Annotated in this window: 17 protein-coding genes; 3 read left to right on the forward strand and 14 right to left on the reverse strand. The window is 37.9% G+C overall.

The window, feature by feature from the left end:
• Window positions 1–11: 11 nt before the first annotated feature.
• The 11 genes from KVT27_RS16540 to KVT27_RS16590 form a co-directional block, all read right to left on the reverse strand.
• On the reverse strand, window positions 12–719 hold the full coding sequence (locus tag KVT27_RS16540) for an ABC transporter ATP-binding protein (RefSeq protein ID WP_025116481.1): 708 nt from the start codon (window positions 717–719) through the stop codon (window positions 12–14).
• On the reverse strand, window positions 719–1,498 hold the full coding sequence (locus tag KVT27_RS16545) for an ABC transporter ATP-binding protein (protein ID WP_150906489.1): 780 nt from the start codon (window positions 1,496–1,498) through the stop codon (window positions 719–721). Before KVT27_RS16545 ends, KVT27_RS16540 begins: the two co-directional genes overlap by 1 nt.
• Window positions 1,498–2,433, reverse strand: coding sequence for a branched-chain amino acid ABC transporter permease (locus KVT27_RS16550; RefSeq protein ID WP_150906487.1), 936 nt, complete (start codon window positions 2,431–2,433; stop codon window positions 1,498–1,500). The genes KVT27_RS16545 and KVT27_RS16550 overlap by 1 nt, the downstream gene beginning before the upstream one ends.
• Window positions 2,434–2,445: 12 nt before the next feature.
• Window positions 2,446–3,321: a branched-chain amino acid ABC transporter permease gene (locus KVT27_RS16555; protein ID WP_012296114.1), complete on the reverse strand. Its 876-nt coding sequence runs from the start codon at window positions 3,319–3,321 to the stop codon at window positions 2,446–2,448.
• A 147-nt stretch (window positions 3,322–3,468) separates the two neighbouring features.
• A complete protein-coding gene (locus KVT27_RS16560; protein ID WP_036121694.1) occupies window positions 3,469–4,689 on the reverse strand; it encodes an ABC transporter substrate-binding protein in 1,221 nt (406 codons plus the stop codon).
• A gap of 354 nt (window positions 4,690–5,043) precedes the next feature.
• Complete coding sequence (locus tag KVT27_RS16565) at window positions 5,044–5,646, reverse strand: SAM-dependent methyltransferase (RefSeq protein ID WP_036121696.1); 603 nt, start codon at window positions 5,644–5,646, stop codon at window positions 5,044–5,046.
• 86 nt (window positions 5,647–5,732) lie between these two features.
• The gene (locus KVT27_RS16570) at window positions 5,733–7,514 is read right to left on the reverse strand and encodes a CotH kinase family protein (protein ID WP_217581633.1); all 1,782 of its coding nucleotides are present in this window, start codon (window positions 7,512–7,514) and stop codon (window positions 5,733–5,735) included.
• 42 nt (window positions 7,515–7,556) lie between these two features.
• Entirely contained in the window at window positions 7,557–8,240 is a 684-nt protein-coding gene (locus KVT27_RS16575) for a DUF4956 domain-containing protein (RefSeq protein ID WP_031416746.1), read from the reverse strand.
• A gap of 17 nt (window positions 8,241–8,257) precedes the next feature.
• Window positions 8,258–8,959, reverse strand: coding sequence for a polyphosphate polymerase domain-containing protein (locus tag KVT27_RS16580; RefSeq protein ID WP_036121705.1), 702 nt, complete (start codon window positions 8,957–8,959; stop codon window positions 8,258–8,260).
• A gap of 214 nt (window positions 8,960–9,173) precedes the next feature.
• Window positions 9,174–10,592: a sensor histidine kinase gene (locus KVT27_RS16585; protein ID WP_217581634.1), complete on the reverse strand. Its 1,419-nt coding sequence runs from the start codon at window positions 10,590–10,592 to the stop codon at window positions 9,174–9,176.
• Window positions 10,576–11,262 carry a response regulator transcription factor gene (locus KVT27_RS16590; protein WP_208704950.1) on the reverse strand — a complete coding sequence of 229 codons (687 nt, stop codon included), beginning with the start codon at window positions 11,260–11,262 and terminating at the stop codon, window positions 10,576–10,578. Before KVT27_RS16590 ends, KVT27_RS16585 begins: the two co-directional genes overlap by 17 nt.
• Before the next feature lie 215 nt (window positions 11,263–11,477).
• Here KVT27_RS16590 and KVT27_RS16595 point away from each other — a divergent pair, with 215 nt between their 5' ends.
• The gene (locus KVT27_RS16595) at window positions 11,478–11,813 is read left to right on the forward strand and encodes a heme oxygenase (RefSeq protein WP_036121712.1); all 336 of its coding nucleotides are present in this window, start codon (window positions 11,478–11,480) and stop codon (window positions 11,811–11,813) included.
• A gap of 150 nt (window positions 11,814–11,963) precedes the next feature.
• On the opposite strand, the gene KVT27_RS16600 is transcribed toward KVT27_RS16595, so the two are convergent.
• Window positions 11,964–12,983, reverse strand: a complete 1,020-nt coding sequence (locus tag KVT27_RS16600; RefSeq protein WP_217581660.1) for a YeiH family protein — start codon at window positions 12,981–12,983, stop codon at window positions 11,964–11,966.
• Window positions 12,984–13,096: 113 nt separating this feature from the next.
• Here KVT27_RS16600 and KVT27_RS16605 point away from each other — a divergent pair, with 113 nt between their 5' ends.
• Complete coding sequence (locus KVT27_RS16605) at window positions 13,097–13,981, forward strand: LysR family transcriptional regulator (RefSeq protein WP_217581635.1); 885 nt, start codon at window positions 13,097–13,099, stop codon at window positions 13,979–13,981.
• Between the two features lie 12 nt (window positions 13,982–13,993).
• On the opposite strand, the gene KVT27_RS16610 is transcribed toward KVT27_RS16605, so the two are convergent.
• A complete protein-coding gene (locus tag KVT27_RS16610; RefSeq protein ID WP_008180625.1) occupies window positions 13,994–14,911 on the reverse strand; it encodes a LysR family transcriptional regulator in 918 nt (305 codons plus the stop codon).
• Between the two features lie 121 nt (window positions 14,912–15,032).
• Here KVT27_RS16610 and KVT27_RS16615 point away from each other — a divergent pair, with 121 nt between their 5' ends.
• Window positions 15,033–16,223: a coenzyme F420-0:L-glutamate ligase gene (locus tag KVT27_RS16615; protein WP_036147885.1), complete on the forward strand. Its 1,191-nt coding sequence runs from the start codon at window positions 15,033–15,035 to the stop codon at window positions 16,221–16,223.
• 186 nt (window positions 16,224–16,409) lie between these two features.
• Here KVT27_RS16615 and KVT27_RS16620 read toward each other — a convergent pair whose 3' ends face one another.
• Window positions 16,410–17,045 carry an RNA ligase family protein gene (locus KVT27_RS16620; protein WP_036121721.1) on the reverse strand — a complete coding sequence of 212 codons (636 nt, stop codon included), beginning with the start codon at window positions 17,043–17,045 and terminating at the stop codon, window positions 16,410–16,412.
• Between the last annotated feature and the right edge of the window lie 3 nt (window positions 17,046–17,048).

Consider the following 17,048-nt stretch of genomic DNA (forward strand, 5'->3'; position numbering starts at 1 on the left):
GCCCCTCTCCATTATAAACCACCCAAATAAGCTGCTTTTACTTCTTCACTTTCTTGAAGCTCTTTAGCGGAACCAGATAAAACAATGCGCCCTGTTTCGAGCACGTATGCACGGTTAGCGACAGACAGTGCCATATTGGCATTTTGCTCAACAAGCAATACTGTTGTCCCCTCTTTATTTACCTGTTCAATAATATTGAAAATATTTTTAACCATTAGCGGTGCGAGCCCCATTGAAGGCTCATCCATTAATAGCAATTTGGGCTTTGCCATTAAGGCACGACCCATCGCAAGCATTTGCTGTTCCCCACCAGACAATGTTCCTGATAGCTGTTTACGACGCTCCAATAGTCTAGGGAATAACTCAAAAACATGGTCCATATCTTTTTTAATTCCTGCTTTGTCATTGCGCAAATAGGCACCAAGCTCTAAATTTTCTTCTACAGACATATTGGCAAAAACACGACGTCCTTCTGGAACGTGGGAAATCCCCGATTTAACAATAGTTTGAGCTGCTTTCCCCGCTATAGAGAAGCCTTCGTATTCAATAATGCCACCTTTTGGTTTTAATAAGCCTGACAATGTTTTTAACAATGTACTTTTCCCAGCACCGTTTGCACCGATTAATGTGACAATTTCACCCTCATTTACTTCTAAAGAGAGGCCCTTCAATGCTTGAATGTTACCATAATAAACATCTATATTTTGTACTTTTAGCATTAGCCGATAACCTCCTCACCAAGGTACGCTTCAATTACCTTTGGATTGTTGCGAATTTCTTCTGGTGTCCCGTCAGCAATTAATTGTCCATGATCGAGTACATAAATACGCTCACAAATACCCATTACTAAGCTCATATCATGCTCAATCAGTAAGATCGTTAAACCAAACTCTTTACGTATAAATGCAATTAATTCCATTAAATCATGCGTTTCCTGCGGATTCATCCCGGCAGCTGGTTCGTCCAATAATAATAGCTTTGGATTTGCCGCTAATGCACGGGCAATCTCTAATCGTCGCTGCATTCCATATGGTAAATTTTTAGCTAACTCATTCATATAGACATCTAAACCAAAGATTTTTAAAAACTCTATGGATTGAAGCTCCATTTCAGCCTCACCATTGAAATGCGTGGGTAAGCGAAAAATCGATGACCACATCGAATGCTTAGCAAGCGAATGGTTGGCCACTTTGACATTGTCTAGAACAGATAGCTCTTTAAATAGACGAATATTTTGGAATGTACGGCTTATTCCCTTTTGTGTTACTTGGTAAGGTGCAAGCCCGTTTAATTTCTGTCCGCCAAATGTGATGGTCCCCTCTGTTGGTGTATATACCCCTGTCAGCATATTAAAGCTAGTCGTTTTTCCAGCACCATTGGGACCGATTAATCCCACTAATTCACCTTGATTGAGATACATATTAACACCCTGTACTGCCTTTAAACCACCGAATTGAATCCCCATGTTTTCAACATTAATAAGAAGGTTTCCAGTCATTATTTTGTACCTCCTTTTTTACCAAACTTAAATAAATCCGTAATTTCTTTTGTTCCCATTAATCCTGTTGGTCGATAAAGCATTACGATAATTAGTACTAAACTGTAAATAATCATACGAGTCTCTGGGAAGTTTGCTAGATATGTCGATACGATCGTTAAGAAAACCGCAGCGATCACGGAACCTGAAAGACTTCCTAAGCCACCAAGTACAACATAAATTAAAATATCAAATGATTTTAGGAAACCGAAAGTTGTCGGTTGAATAATGTAAAAGTTATGGGCGAAAATTGCACCTGCTAGCCCAGCAAAGAAAGATCCAATCGCAAATGCGACAACCTTATAGTAAGTTGTATTAATTCCCATCGCATCTGCTGCAATCTCATCTTCGCGAATAGAAATACATGCGCGACCATGACGCGAATTTGTAAAGTTGGAGATGACAAGAATTGTTAATACTACACCGAAAAATGCATACGTCCAGTTAGATAAATATTTAACCTGCATCCCTGCAGCACCGCCAACATAATCCGTATTTAAGAAAATAATACGAATAATCTCCGCAAATCCTAGAGTGGCAATTGCGAGATAATCCCCTTTTAGACGAAGTGTCGGAATACCTACAATAAGGCCTGCGACAGCTGCTGCCGCTGCCCCTAATAAAATCGCCAATGGGAATGGCAACATAAGTTTCGTCGTAATAATCGCTGATACATAGGCCCCTACTGCTAGGAACCCAGCATGCCCAATCGAAAATTGACCTGTAACCCCAATAACAATATGCAAGCTGACAGCAAGCATAATGTTAATACACATCGTAATCAGCATATTTTTATAGTACATATCAATGACTTCGGTCGTAATCAATAATTGCACAACTGCATAGATGACTAGCGCTAATACGGCATAGCCCCAGAAAACTTTAGACTTTTTCATATAATCGCTCACCTACACTTTCTCACGGGCATTTTTACCGAAGATACCCGATGGTCTGAATATTAAAATCAAAATTAAAATAACGAATGCCGCTGCATCTCTCCATAAAGAGAAGCCAAGCGCACTTACTAAAGATTCTACAACGCCTAGTAACATACCACCGACCATCGCGCCGGGAATAATCCCAATTCCACCAAGAACAGCTGCGATAAACGCTTTAACCCCTGGTATAACACCCATTAACGGGTCAATTTTCGTATAATACACACCGAAGATAACACCGGCTGCACCAGCTAAAGCCGAACCAATTGCAAATGTTGCAGAGATTGTATTATCAACGTTAATCCCCATTAAACGTGCTGCATCCGCATCATGAGAAACGGCACGCATGGCTTTCCCGATTTTTGTTTTATGTACGATGAATTGTAAAAGAATCATCAGTACAACTGCGACTGATAAAATTAAAATAGAGGTACTACTAATTTGTACGCCTAAAATATCAAAAGACTTATTTTTGAACACTTCAGGATACGCTGCCGGTTGAGCCCCTCTGAAGAAAATCGTTGTATATTCAATTAATAACGATACGCCGATCGCTGTAATTAGTGCCGCAATACGTGTTGCATTTCGTAATCGTTTATAGGCGATCCGTTCAATTAAAACACCAAAAATTGCGCAAATGAGCATCGCCAATAATAATGCTGGGAAAAAGCCAAGCTCCCATTTAGCAATTGCGTAAAAACCGATAAATGAACCAATCATGAAAACGTCACCATGGGCAAAGTTAATCAGCTTGATAATACCGTATACCATCGTATACCCTAGCGCTATTAACGCGTAGATACTTCCTAGTGAAATACCATTCACAAGTTGCTGTATCCATTCCATACGCATTCACTCCTTTGAATTTTCTGAAAAATGAGAAATCTGTACATGCTTCGATACTAAAAAGTTATGTTTTATGCTGCTATTCTAGTTATCTAAAACAGAAAAAAGGAAGGCGTGTTTACCCGCCTCCCCCTTACTTACAAAACATTAAGGATTAACTTTAGAGTTGAACACTTGTTTACCGTCTTTAAATTCAAGAACTGTTGCTGTTTTAATAGGGTTATGGTTTTCGTCAACTGAGAAAGTACCTGTTACTAAAGAAAGATCTTTTGTTGCAGCTAATTCATTTTTAATAGCTTCTCCATCTGTAGAACCTGCACGTTTAATTGCATCAGCAATATAGTAAATAGAGTCATATCCAAGTGCGTTGAACGCATCAGGTGCCTTATCACCATTTGCCGCTTTAAATGCCTTTACAAAGTCTTGAATTTTTTGGTCTGGATCTTCTGCAGAATAGTGGTTAGTAATATACGTATTATTTAATGCATCCTTGCCAGCTAGATCCACTAAAGTTGGTGAATCCCAACCATCAGCCCCCATTAAGGGTACATCAATACCCATTTCACGGGCTTGTTTAACAATTAATCCAACCTCTTCATAGTATCCAGGGATAAAGATAAAGTCTGGATTCGCTGCTTTAATATTAGTTAATTGTGTACGGAAGTCTGTATCTTTCGCTACATAAGCTTCTTCCTTTACAATTTCCCCTCCACTTTTAGTAATCGTTTCTTTAAAGGACTTTGCTAAACCTTTTGCATAATCAGACGCATTGTCAGCAAAAATAGCTACGTTTTTCGCACTTAGCTCACCTGAAGCGAAGTTAGCTGCCACAATCCCTTGGAATGGGTCAATAAAGCATGTACGGAATGCATATTCGTTAACGCTGCCATCCTCATTTACCGTAATATTTGGGGCAGTTCCAGAACCAGTAACAATCGGGATTTTATTTTGATTGGCAATTTGAACCGTTGCTACTGTATTTCCTGAAGTTGCAGGAGCTAGCATTGCTACTACTTTATCTTGCGTTGCTAGTTTAATAGCTGCAGCTGTAGCCTCAGAGTTTTCGGATTTATTATCTACTTTAATCAGTTCAATCTTCTTACCATCAATACCACCAGCATCATTTATTTCTTTTACAGCCAATTCTGCGCCCAGACCGATTGAAGAACCGTAAGATGCTACATTTCCTGAAAGCTCTAGGTTTGCACCAATTTTAATTGTATCGCCATCAGATGAACCACCGCCTGATGATGAGCCACCGCCTGAACTTGAGTCGTCTCCGTTACCACAACCAGCAAGTACACCAGCAAGTAATGAAGATGCTACTAATAGTGAACCGAACTTCTTAAGCTTTTTACTCTCTTTCATAATTAGATTCCCCCTGAAGATTTCTAAAATATTCGATATTTCTGATAATTATAAACAAATAAATTCATTTCCTCAATAGCAAAAATAATTATTTATAACTACCTAAAAACAACAGAACAATATTATTCATTTATGACTTTTACATTGTAAAACATTCTTTATATTTAGTCTAGAGTGATTTTTCAGTATAATTAGTTATTTAAGAATTATCTCTCAATTCAGTTTATAGTGTGGTACAAAACTATCATATGCGTTTATTTTTTTAAGATAAGGGTTTGGCTGTTCTTCATCTTCATTAAATTATTTCCCTGAAAATAAGTCTAGAAAAGAGAAAAAAGCATGAAGGCGATTGCCCTATGCTTTCTTTAATTCGAACACACAAAGGCGTTCATTCATATTAGTTTCATTTTCTAAATGCACTTCATGGAGCAATTCAAATGGTGTCCCCTGATGTAAAAACTGTAAATAATCATAGGGAGGATAGTATAAAATTATATGAATATCTCGCATTTTTTGCTCATAGGATTGCCAAATGTTCTGAATAACCGTGCGGAAAATATGAATGGAAAAGGGATTAAAAAAGAAAAACACATTATCTCGCGGCTTTATTTCATATGCCTCTGCTATCGTATGAATAAATGTAATAGGTGCATGTGAACGCTTTTTTTGAAGATAGCTTCGTTTATTTTCTTCTGCCTCTGCATAAAATCCAGCGTCCATCTCTATTCCGATCGTTGGGATATGAAATTGATGATGAACATAAATGGGTACCCTTCCCTTTCCACAGCCCATATCAATAAACACAGGGTCGTTAGGCATCTCATAGATAGCAAATAATTGTTCTAGCCCAATATAAGGGGTTGGTTCATAACGGTGATAGTGGGCAAGCTTTGGGAAACCATATTGTTCTCCCACGGTCTTAATATGCAAATATTTATCAAACTGTTGTTCATTCATATAAAAGGACTCCTAAGAACAGAATGCTTTATTTTAGCACGAGAAAAAGCAAAAACCATACCCAAAAGTTTGGATATGGTCATTTTTTAATAGCCTCTACGCTTAAATCTATAAACAAAGAGAAGTGAAAGGAGTAATAATACTAAGGATGCAATGATGGTAATCACTGTAGTCTTATCAATAGTGGCCGCTGGATCGGCGATTTCATTATTGGCACCAGGCATGCCCATCGGCGCTCCGTTTTCATCGGGGCGCTGCATAGGCCCACCATTTGGACCTTCTCCCCTCCCTGGTCCATTGCCTTCTTTGTTAAACGGAGGACCTTGAGATGGATCAAAGTTCTCAGGTAGCTGACTCGGATCAAAATTATCAGGCATAGCATTCATTTCTCCATTTTCATTTGGAATCGGCATCATTCCCTGAGAGGTTGTCGATGCTTCCACAACGAGCTCCCCAGAGAGCTGTTTTAAAATAGATTCGGAGCGCTGCTTTGCAAACTCTGGTAAACTATTCTCACCTTCAACTGCCTCTAAAAACTGTTCCGTCGTAGAAAATTTAGTTGGATCCGCTTCGACATAGGTTGTTAAAAGCACCGCTAATTTTTTTGTCATGGATTGTACATAATCCTCTGTTAAATAATTCGTCGTTAACTCTTTTAAATAGCCTTCATATTGAGCCCGATATTTCTCATTAGAAAGTAAGGCATTTAGTAGTGGCCGTTCCTCCAAAGTTGTGCCAGAGACAGGAGTAGTCACACTAAAATTAATAGCACTTTCGGACATTAGATTTCCTGACATGCCCATATCCATGTTAAACTGGCCATTCTGTTGTTGCCTATCCACACCCGCTTGATCCGTTTGTCCATTGTTCTCCATTGGTGAACTTTTTGAATTAGAAGCATCCACTGGCTTTTGACGATTTTCTGTACCCATTCCCATTCCACCGCCACCTGCTCCAAAGCCACCAAAGGACATATTGTAATCCCAAGGGATAATTGAAAACTTGCCATTCTGTTCATATAAATAATAGTTATGCTTCATATTCCCTTGGTAACTGTCTAAATTTACAAGTGCCGTATTGACGGCGAAATATCGTAGCATTTCATCGACATCTAAATATTTCTCAATGTCTCCACCATTATTAATAGCATCCAGCATTTCCACAAATTTGGATTGATCCATATTATCTTTATTTGTTTTTAAACCAATACCTGTATAATCCGTCATATCGTCACTTATATATTTTAAATCACTGCCTGTCCCATCTGGCTTAAATAAAAAGCCATTATTGGAGCCATAGTTATTAGCTAGGAACGTTTCATCCACTGCTTCTACGCCTAAAAACAAACCACGCTCCTCACCATTTACGGTGACATACATATAGGAATGTGCTGGCGTTGGTAAGCCCATTTGCTCCATTAATTCATAGGATATATACTCTCGCATTAATGTAGAGTCACTATAATTATTATTTAAATTTAACTTTTTCAAGCCATATAAGCTTTGAGTATCATCATAATAATCAAAATCAATTTTTAAGCTATAACGATCTGAGTCACTGTTGATGACTGATCGTAACGTTAAATTTCCTTTAGTGCGTATAGCCACATTCTCAATTTTCTTGCCGTTTACTGTAATATCTGCCTGTTTTAACTCTTCATCTGCCGCATTTTCCAGCATGTCAGCCCAATCTTCCTCGGCTATCTCGATATCGACTGTAGTAACTTTGTTTTTATTAAAAATTATATTCTCATAAGAGAACTCGGTATTCTTTGTTTCAATGCCTACATTCGGAAGTACAGCATATATCACGACAAAGAGAAGGAGAAGAATTGCCATGCATAGGTAGACAATTCGGGTTTTAATCATCACTGACACCTCGCTTTGGAATCCTTTTTGTGAAAATAGTCATTATGCTGTAAAGTTCCCGTCATAGCTTAGCATAATGGCAGATTTTACACCTGGCACTTTTGTTAGTAGATCCATTAGTTTAGCATCGTTTTGTTTGACGCGAATTTCATACGTAGTTTCCATTTCCTCATTGTTCATAATCGACTTCGATTTGAGGGCGAATTTTTTTGTTTGTGCAGCTATAATTCGCTCCACCTCTTGAGATGCTAGCTCTTCCTCAAACTTTACAATTAATAAATAAGGATTTTCTACTGTAATTTTATTGACAAATACTAACAACACAAGACCAATTAACACCGCTCCAATAATGACTAAAGGAATAAAACCTGCCCCACATAAAATACCTGAAACAATTGCCCAGAAAATATAAACTAAATCCATAGGATCCTTAATAGGCGTTCGGAAACGCACAATGGATAATGCACCAACCATACCAAGAGATAGAAGAACATTCGAACTGATCCCCATAATCACGAGTGCTGTCGCCATTGTCATAATGAGCAATGCAATATTGAATGAATGAGAGTAAATCACTCCGTTAAAGGTTTTCTTATAAACTGCGTAAATGAAAAGCCCAATGAAAAATGCTACGACCAAACCAATAATTGAATCGATTAATGAAAAAGATGTTGTTTTTTCTAAAAAATTAGATTTAAAAATATCACTAAATTTAATTGTATCCATCGTTCGTTCTCCTTTTATTAGCCGTACATACGACTAAGTTGATATTTTGAATAAGCCTCGGCACGTGTATCTACAGACTGAAGTAAATATTTGATGATGTCCGGTAAATAGTCATCATATTTCACCTCTAAAATCACTAGGTTTTGTTCTAGTACATCCACCATGGGTAAGCTTGGATTAAACATATCTGTATTGCGTAAGCTGGATTGCACCTTACTATCAAAAGTTACTCGCACATTACCAAATGGGTAAATATACGCCTCTCGCTCATAATCTACTACTGTTGTTGGTCTAAGTTGGCTGTAACTCATCTCCTGATATAAGTCCCTAATCAGTCCTCGCTCATCCTCCTCCATCCATGAAATATCTCCAAGACGCATTTTTTCATATTCAGCTTGAGCTATTGCACACTTCGTTTTAAAGGTTAAATTATTCCGTTTACTCTTGCGCTCAAGATTGATAATGGCACTAGATTGACCGTATATTCGTACACGGTATTTATCTCGATTAATATAGCCTTCCTTTTTCTCATTGAGCACTTTATTCGCAAAATTATCGAAGTACGTACTTCGAATTACATATTTCCCATCCGCACCCGCATGCTTGTCCAGCTGCATAATATACTGTAGCTTGGCTTTTAATAACGCATAGTCTGGATAGGAAATCGCCTGTTTAATTTCTTGACGACCATTTGGATTAAATGAGGTTACTATAGGCATATACATCTCACTCCCTACTAAATTTTCATTGTCATAAAGCGGCTGAAGCCCAAGATAGCAAAAGCATCTTTTTGCTCGTTTCTCGTCTACACTGTTTACTATAAAGAGCGTTTGTGTCAGGCAGATGTCAACTTTACATTTTCTTCACTGATATTTTACAAATCATTTCTGTCCTGGTGTTGCCATGAAGCCCATAAAAAAAGCTACCACGCCTTTACGACGTAGTAGCTTTTTGCAATAGTAATTCAAAGGAAGTTCCTGTGGCATGACTTTCGATTAGTTTTAAGTCACCTCCAATTGATTGTGCCATCATTTTACTAAGAGGTAATCCAAGACCTAACCCTCGAATGGCATATTTTTTATTCTCTCCTCTATAAAAACGCTCAAATATAAATGCCTGATCCTCTACAGGAATACCTCGACCTGTATCCGTTACAATAATGGAGACCGTATCCCCTTGCTCTTTAAGTGTTAGCGTTACAGATCCTATATCCATCGACTGTTTCGCATTGGTTAATAGGTTCGTCATAATTTGCTGAATACGGACAATATCTACCTGTACATGGATGGCAGGATCAACTAGGTGCAAGCTTACATGAACACTGTCATCTTCCTGCATTACTTCCCACTGTGCGACCGCCTCCCGCAGAAGTTGATTGACATTTACAGTCTCAAGCTTCACCGGAATCGCATCTACTGCAAAGTGGTTAAAAGCAAGTAAATCACCGACCATTGTTTTCATTTTTGTTGTTTCGATCACAGCCATATCAATAAATTCCATCGCATCTTGTCCTGTTACAACGCCATCCTTTACAGCTTGTAATAGCCCACTTATAGAAGTGACCGGTGTTTTCAGTTCATGGGTGACGCCTGCCAATAATTCTGTTCTGGTTTTCTCCAGCTGTTCAAGTTTTTGAGCCATATTTTCAAAGGAAGTTACAAGCTCATATACCTCTTTTTCCTTACAATCCTGAGGTAAATCGACTGAATAGCTACCCTCCTGCACTTGTTTTGCTGCTGCTGCTACTTGTTTGATGGGACGTGCTAATCGTTTGGATAAAAAATAGATAGCAACCCAGCCTAACAAAGCCAACGCCCCAATCAATATAGCAAGCTGACCATAGGCTTGATTCACTCTTGTTAAATTTTCTTTCTTCTCCACTACTAGCACCCAGCCAATTAGCTCCTGACTATTTTCTATTTTTCTTTTGACCACATATTGAACAGGCTCTAATCCTATCGTTAATTCCTTTGTACCTTCTTCACCATCTAACATACTCTCTACATTTTTAGCACTGCCTGGTGGTACAGGGCGGTTACTTGTTATGATATTGCCCTTTGTATCGACTACATACAGGATAGGATCAATTTCTCTCATAGTAAAACGTTCCCGATCCCCAATGAAACCAGGAATACCGTTAAACGGCCCATTATTGAGTCCCGAATTATCGGTTAAACGATAGACCGTCTCATCCGCTAAAAACTCCATCATCTCTAGTCGATTTTCAAACGTCGTATGGCGAATCCAAGCTGCCGAAATCAAGGAAATTATAGCTAAACCTATAAATAGTGTAAGTAAGTAACGGCTTGTCCAATATTGAAGTAAAGATATTCTTTTATTTCTTTTGAACACTCAGCTGATACCCCAATCCACGTAGTGTCTTTATTTCGCCCTCTGTTTCATCCCAATCCATCAACGCTTTACGAAGCCGTTTCACTGCTAAATCTACCGCTCGATCACTTCCGTCATACTCCCAGCCCCAAACATGATCAATGAGCTGATCACGCGTAAATGTTTGGTTCGGATGGTCAGCTAAAAATAAAAGCACCGATAAATCTCTAGGCGTTAATAGTATTTCCTTCCCTCTTAGAAACACTCTATGTGCCTTCCTATCAATTTCGAGAGAACCGTAACGCTTTAAAGAGGATGAATCGGTGCTTCCTTCAGCCCGTCTTAAAACGGCCTTCACTCTCGCAACAACTTCATCTGCAATAAAGGGCTTTGGAATATAATCGTCTGCTCCTTGGTCAAATCCTTCTAAACGGTAATTAACCTCGCCTAAAGCGGTTAACATTATAATGGGACAAGCACTGTATTCTCTAATTTCCTTTAAAATAATCCAACCATTTTTCTCAGGCAGCATAATATCTAGTAACACTAAATCTGGTTGAGTCTCAATAAATTTATGTAAAGCCTCACCACCACTAAAGCACTGTGTTACATCATAGCCGACCTTTTTTAAATAAACTTTTAACACCTGGCTAATTGCATATTCGTCTTCTATTACTAATATATGCGCCATTTTTGTTCACCTCGCGACTAACTAGCTCTTATGTTTATTATAGCACCGGATTATGTCAGTTAAATGTCAGCATATAAGCAGAAGTTTACTTACGATGAGAATATATTGAGGACTTCTATTGACAATGTCTTCCTCAGCCACTTATCATTGATTGCGAATGATAATCAGTGATAATTCATTCAATAACCTAGTAAATTAAATAAGGGGGGAAAAGCATGATCATTGTTACAAATCGTATTCAAGTGAAGCCAGGTTTTGCAGCAAGAATGGCTCCAAACTTTACAAAACCAGGTCCTCTACAACAATTTGAAGGCTTCCATAAAGTAGAGGTATTAATTTCAACTGATGATCCTACTTATGACGAAATGAGTGTTAATATGTATTGGGAATCCAAGGAGCATTTCCAAGCATGGCGTAATAGCGATGCATTTGCTGCAGCCCATCACCGTCCAAGTTCAGGCTCTGAAGGGGAAAAAACGGATAGCCCAATTATCGGTAGCAAAATAGTAGTTGCTGAATTAGCAACTTCCATTGAAGCATTACGTTCATAAACACACTAAATATTTATACATGATCTTCTGATTCTATCTAAAAAGCCCTGCATGTTGACATACAATGCAGGGTCTTTTTCATTAAGATAGTTTGTACAGCATCTTTTAATAAATGATTAGTCCTAATATACAGGGAGATATTTTTCATCATCATACTAAAAAAATAACAAGAAAATAGCCTAACACGGATAGACAAACTGAACCAATTAAACCAGCAACAAATGCCTTTACTCCAAGCTCCTTAAACGTTTTAATCTCAACATTTAACCCAAGACCAGCCATCGCCATAGCAATCAAAATGTAAGCAATATTTACAAGGGCTTGCGCCACATAAGCTGGTATAATACCTAATGAATTAATCGCACTCATTGCCAAAAAACCTACTATAAACCACGGTATGATTGACAATGAAAATGGTTTTTTCTCTTCCCCTTTAGCCGTTTTTCGATAGAAAATACCGATTATAATGGCTACTGGTACAAGCAATGCGACCCGTGTTAACTTTACAATGACCGCTATATCAATGGCTTCATTTCCACCTGCAGATGCAGCGGCAATAACATGAGCAATTTCATGTAAGGTACCACCTGCGAAAATGCCATACTCTGTTGGCGTTAAATTCATAACAGCATAAAGCACTGTATAAACAAGTGTAAATACCGTTCCTAATAACGCAACAATGGCTGCCCCCACAGCGGTTTCCTTTTCATTTGCTTTAATTTGAGGTGCGATTGCCACTACAGCAGCAGCTCCACAAATGGCGGTTCCACAAGCCGTTAGTATCCCTAGCTTTTGATCCACTTGAAAAATTTTTGTAAGACCGTACACTACGATTAATGCAAATAATAAATTAATGACGGCAATCAAAAAAACATTGGCTCCAGCGTGATAAATATCAGCTAAATTTAAACGCATCCCCAATAAAATAATACCGAATCGTAATAGCTTCTTACTGGAAAATGCAATTCCAATTTGCCAGGAATCCTGTACTTTAAATGCTGCACGCCAAGCCATCCCTAATATAATAGCAATGACCAATTGGCCCAAAATTGAAAAGAAAGGAAAAGTAGCAATATATTTTGCAACTAAGGCTATAAAGAGTGTTAGTAATAGTCCCTTTAGAAAGTTTGGATGAAGTGCGTATTTTCCTTTGCTCTGTCCATTAATCATGATGTTCACTTCTTTCTCCTTTGTTGATTTCTACTTTATTAAAAAGCTCATGATTAGTAAAATACATATATATAATAGTTATTATTAATATTTCTAATTATAGAGGTGTAGATATGCAATATGAGGCTTTAAAAACGTTCATCACACTGGTAGAGGTCAATAATTTTACAAAGGCCTCAGAAATACTTCATATTTCACAACCAAGTGTCAGCTTACACATTAAAAACCTTGAGCAGGAATTACAAACTACTTTATTTATTCGTTCACCAAAATCTGTACAAATTACACCAACTGGTGAAATTCTCTATAAACGGGCTAAGCAGATTATGGCTATCACTGAGGCAGCTAAGGATGACATTGCAGCCTATCATCAAGAAGTTCAAGGGACACTTGTCATAGGTGCTAGTTTTACCATTGGAGAATATATATTGCCTCCCATTATCGCTAGCTTGCAACAACGCTTCCCACAACTTGAGCTTCAAATTATTATTGGTAATACGAAAGAAATCATTCAATATACAAAATTATTGCAAGTTGATATTGGCCTGATAGAAGGACAGGCACACGACAATGAACTTTTGATAAAGCCATTTATGCAGGATGAGTTGTTTATTGTCAGTGCAAGTAATCATCCACTGACAAAGCAACAGCCAATTTCTGCGGACAAGCTTCAACAGCAAAGCTGGGTTGCGCGTGAGGAAGGCTCTGGCACACGTTATTATTTAGATCATTTATTTAGAGCTAATGGTTTACTGGTTCAATCACTGTTAACCATTAGCAGTAATCAGGGCGTTAAAGAAAGCGTTATGCAAGGACTTGGGCTTTCCCTACTGTCTGCGTGTGTCATTGAGCGTGAGTTGAAAAATGGTGATATGGCGATTCTCTCCCTTGAAGGACAGCATTTTATGCGGACATTTTCTTATCTTTGTTCGCCAACTATGAAAAATAAGCGGAATGTCGATATTTTAATTGAAGCATTATCAAAAAAGCTTAGCTGACTTTTCCCGTCGCTAAGCTTTTTTGATGGTTCTTCTAGTATTAAAACGTTTATGTTCAATGATTTCGACAAATTTGGTCGCCGCTCGAGAAAGGGGTACGGTCTTTAAAAAGCACATACCTATACTCCTTGGCGGAATTTTCCCATTTAAAGATAATTCGTATAGAAGCCCTCGGTGGAGATAATCCTTTGAAAACTCTTTTGTAACACATGCGATTCCGAGATTACTACGGGCAAATTCTAATACAAGATCATGTGAACCTAACTCAAACTCAGGTTCAATATGAACCCCATTGGATAGTAAGAAATCCTCTACATATTTGCGTGAATTGGATTTTTTCTCTAGGAAAATAAGCGGGAATTTTAACAGATCCTCATAGCTTAAACTTTTAGAAGCCAGTGTCTTATATTTCTCCCCACAGACAAAAATATCTTGAATATCCGTACATACCGTTAACTGTAATGTCGAATCCTCTATAGGAAAATTACAAAAACCGATATCCACCTCACCCGATTTAATAAAATTGCAAATTTCAGAGGTAGTACCATTTAGCATTTCCAACTTAATATTCGGATACATCGTATGAAATGCTTCTAAATAAGGCATAAGGAAAAAACGTGAAATCGTATCTCCTACGCCAATCTTTAGTTGCCCAGTTGTTAAATTTTTAAATTCTAATAACTTTTCTTCACCCGCATCTAATAGTCCTAAAGCCGAATTTGTATATTCAAATAGCAGACTGCCCTCTGTTGTCAAAGTGACCCCCTTAGGCGTTCGATTAAAAAGACGTGTACCCAGCTCCTTTTCCAGTTGCATCATCGCTTGACTAACAGCAGGTTGAGTCATATATAAATCCTTGGCGGCTCTTGAAAAGCTATTATTTTTAGCTACAACACTAAAAACACGGTATAAATCTAATTTCCCTATCATATAAGCACCTCTTATAGCTAGTATATGAACTATTAATTTTACTTATATCATGAGTGAGGCGTATAGTAAAACCATATGGATTTTACATCACTTTACGAAAGTTAAATGAGGAGAGATTAAGTTGGAACGTGTAATCGGTACAGTTGTAAGAGGTCTTCGTGGTCCTATTATTAACGAAGGCGATCATATTGAACAAATCGTTGTAGATACGGTGTTAAATGCTTCGAAAGTAGAAGGTTACGCTATTGAGGATCGAGATATTGTGACCGTAACTGAGTCAGTAGTAGCACGTGCACAAGGGAACTACGCAACAATTGATGATATCGCTGTGGACGTGGCCGCGAAATTTGGCAATGATACTGTAGGAGTTATTTTCCCTATTTTAAGTCGAAATCGTTTTGCTAACTGTTTACGTGGTATTGCTAAGGGCGTTAAAAAGGTTGTCTTAATGCTAAGCTACCCATCTGATGAAGTTGGTAATCATCTTGTCGATATCGATGAGTTAGATGTAAAAGGCATTAATCCTTGGACAGATACATTAAATGAAGTGGAATTCCGCGAGCATTTCGGCTATAAAAAGCATACATTTACTGGTGTAGATTATATTGAATACTATAAAGAATTAATTGAAGCAGAAGGGGCTACATGTGAGGTCATCTTCTCAAATAACCCAAAAACAATTTTAGATTATACAAAGAGTGTTCTAGCATGTGATATTCACTCGCGTTTCCGCACAAAGCGCATTTTAACAGCAAACGGTGCTGAAAAAGTTTACAGCCTTGATAATATTTTAGCTGAATCCATCAATGGTTCTGGTTTCAATGCTGAATATGGACTACTTGGCTCTAACAAAGCTACAGAAGATAGTATTAAGTTGTTCCCACATACTTGCCAGCCGATTGTTGACGGTATCCAAGCTAAAATCAAAGAAGCTACAGGAAAAACTGTAGAAGTTATGATTTACGGAGATGGTGCATTCAAAGATCCTGTGGGTAAGATTTGGGAGTTAGCAGATCCTGTTGTTTCTCCAGCCTTCACAGCCGGATTAAATGGAACTCCTAACGAGGTTAAATTAAAATATTTAGCAGATAATGACTTTGCTGATCTTCGAGGAGAAGAGTTAAAAGCTGCTATTTCTGAATACATTCAAAATAAAGATGAAGATTTAACAGGTCAAATGGCTGCACAAGGAACAACACCGCGCCGCTTAACTGACCTTATCGGCTCTCTATCTGATTTAACATCCGGTTCAGGGGACAAAGGAACTCCTATGATTTATATTCAAGGATATTTCGATAATTACACTAAATAATATAAAAGAACTCTCGTACTAGTGACGGGAGTTCTTTTTTGGATGGAGGATGACAGGAATCGAACCTGTAATCCCTAGATGAAAGGGATATGCAGCCTAGCAACTTCCTCATATATACGATGGTTGATTTATTCTATAAAGTATTACATTTTTCTCAGTCCTTTTCATAAATGAATGTAATTACGTTTATTTTAAACGGTTAGGTATTACTTCTTCTTGTAGCCAATGCTCACTTGTTTGAACATGATGAGGTCGCACAAATTTACCCAAATTATATTGGAAGTCCTCATAATGAAAGGATCCAGCATTTCGAATGACATAACCCTCTTGCTCACCATCAAACATTGATTTCCCAGTAAACATTCGTTTTATTTTACGCTCATCAAAAATCCCTCTGTATAAAACAGGCACCGTTTCAACACCTAATTTTTCCGCAAAGGCCACCGTCTCATCCCAACTTAAACAAATATTATCTTCATTCCAAATACTAAATAAATAAAAATAACTTGTTAATGCCTGATAATATATAGAATGCTTCGCATACATGTTTTCCCCACATAATCGCCAACTATCTGGGATCTGATAAGAAAAACTAGCATGGAATGTTTTGACCCAATGTCTAGAAGGATGGTTAGCTGAATGGATGCTTCTAGCATGCATATAGTCCTTGTACAGCGTTGTCCCTTCTCCATCTAACTTTTCAGTGACAACAACCTCTTTCCCAATAAAATGATTCACATTTTTAGCAACCTTGTCATCATGGGTATAGCTTCTGCTCCATGGTAAATGGAAGCTTCTTGGGTATTTCATTAATTTCGTCATATT

This window comes from Lysinibacillus sp. GbtcB16, assembly GCF_019091145.1.
In the GTDB taxonomy this organism is placed as follows: domain Bacteria; phylum Bacillota; class Bacilli; order Bacillales_A; family Planococcaceae; genus Lysinibacillus; species Lysinibacillus fusiformis.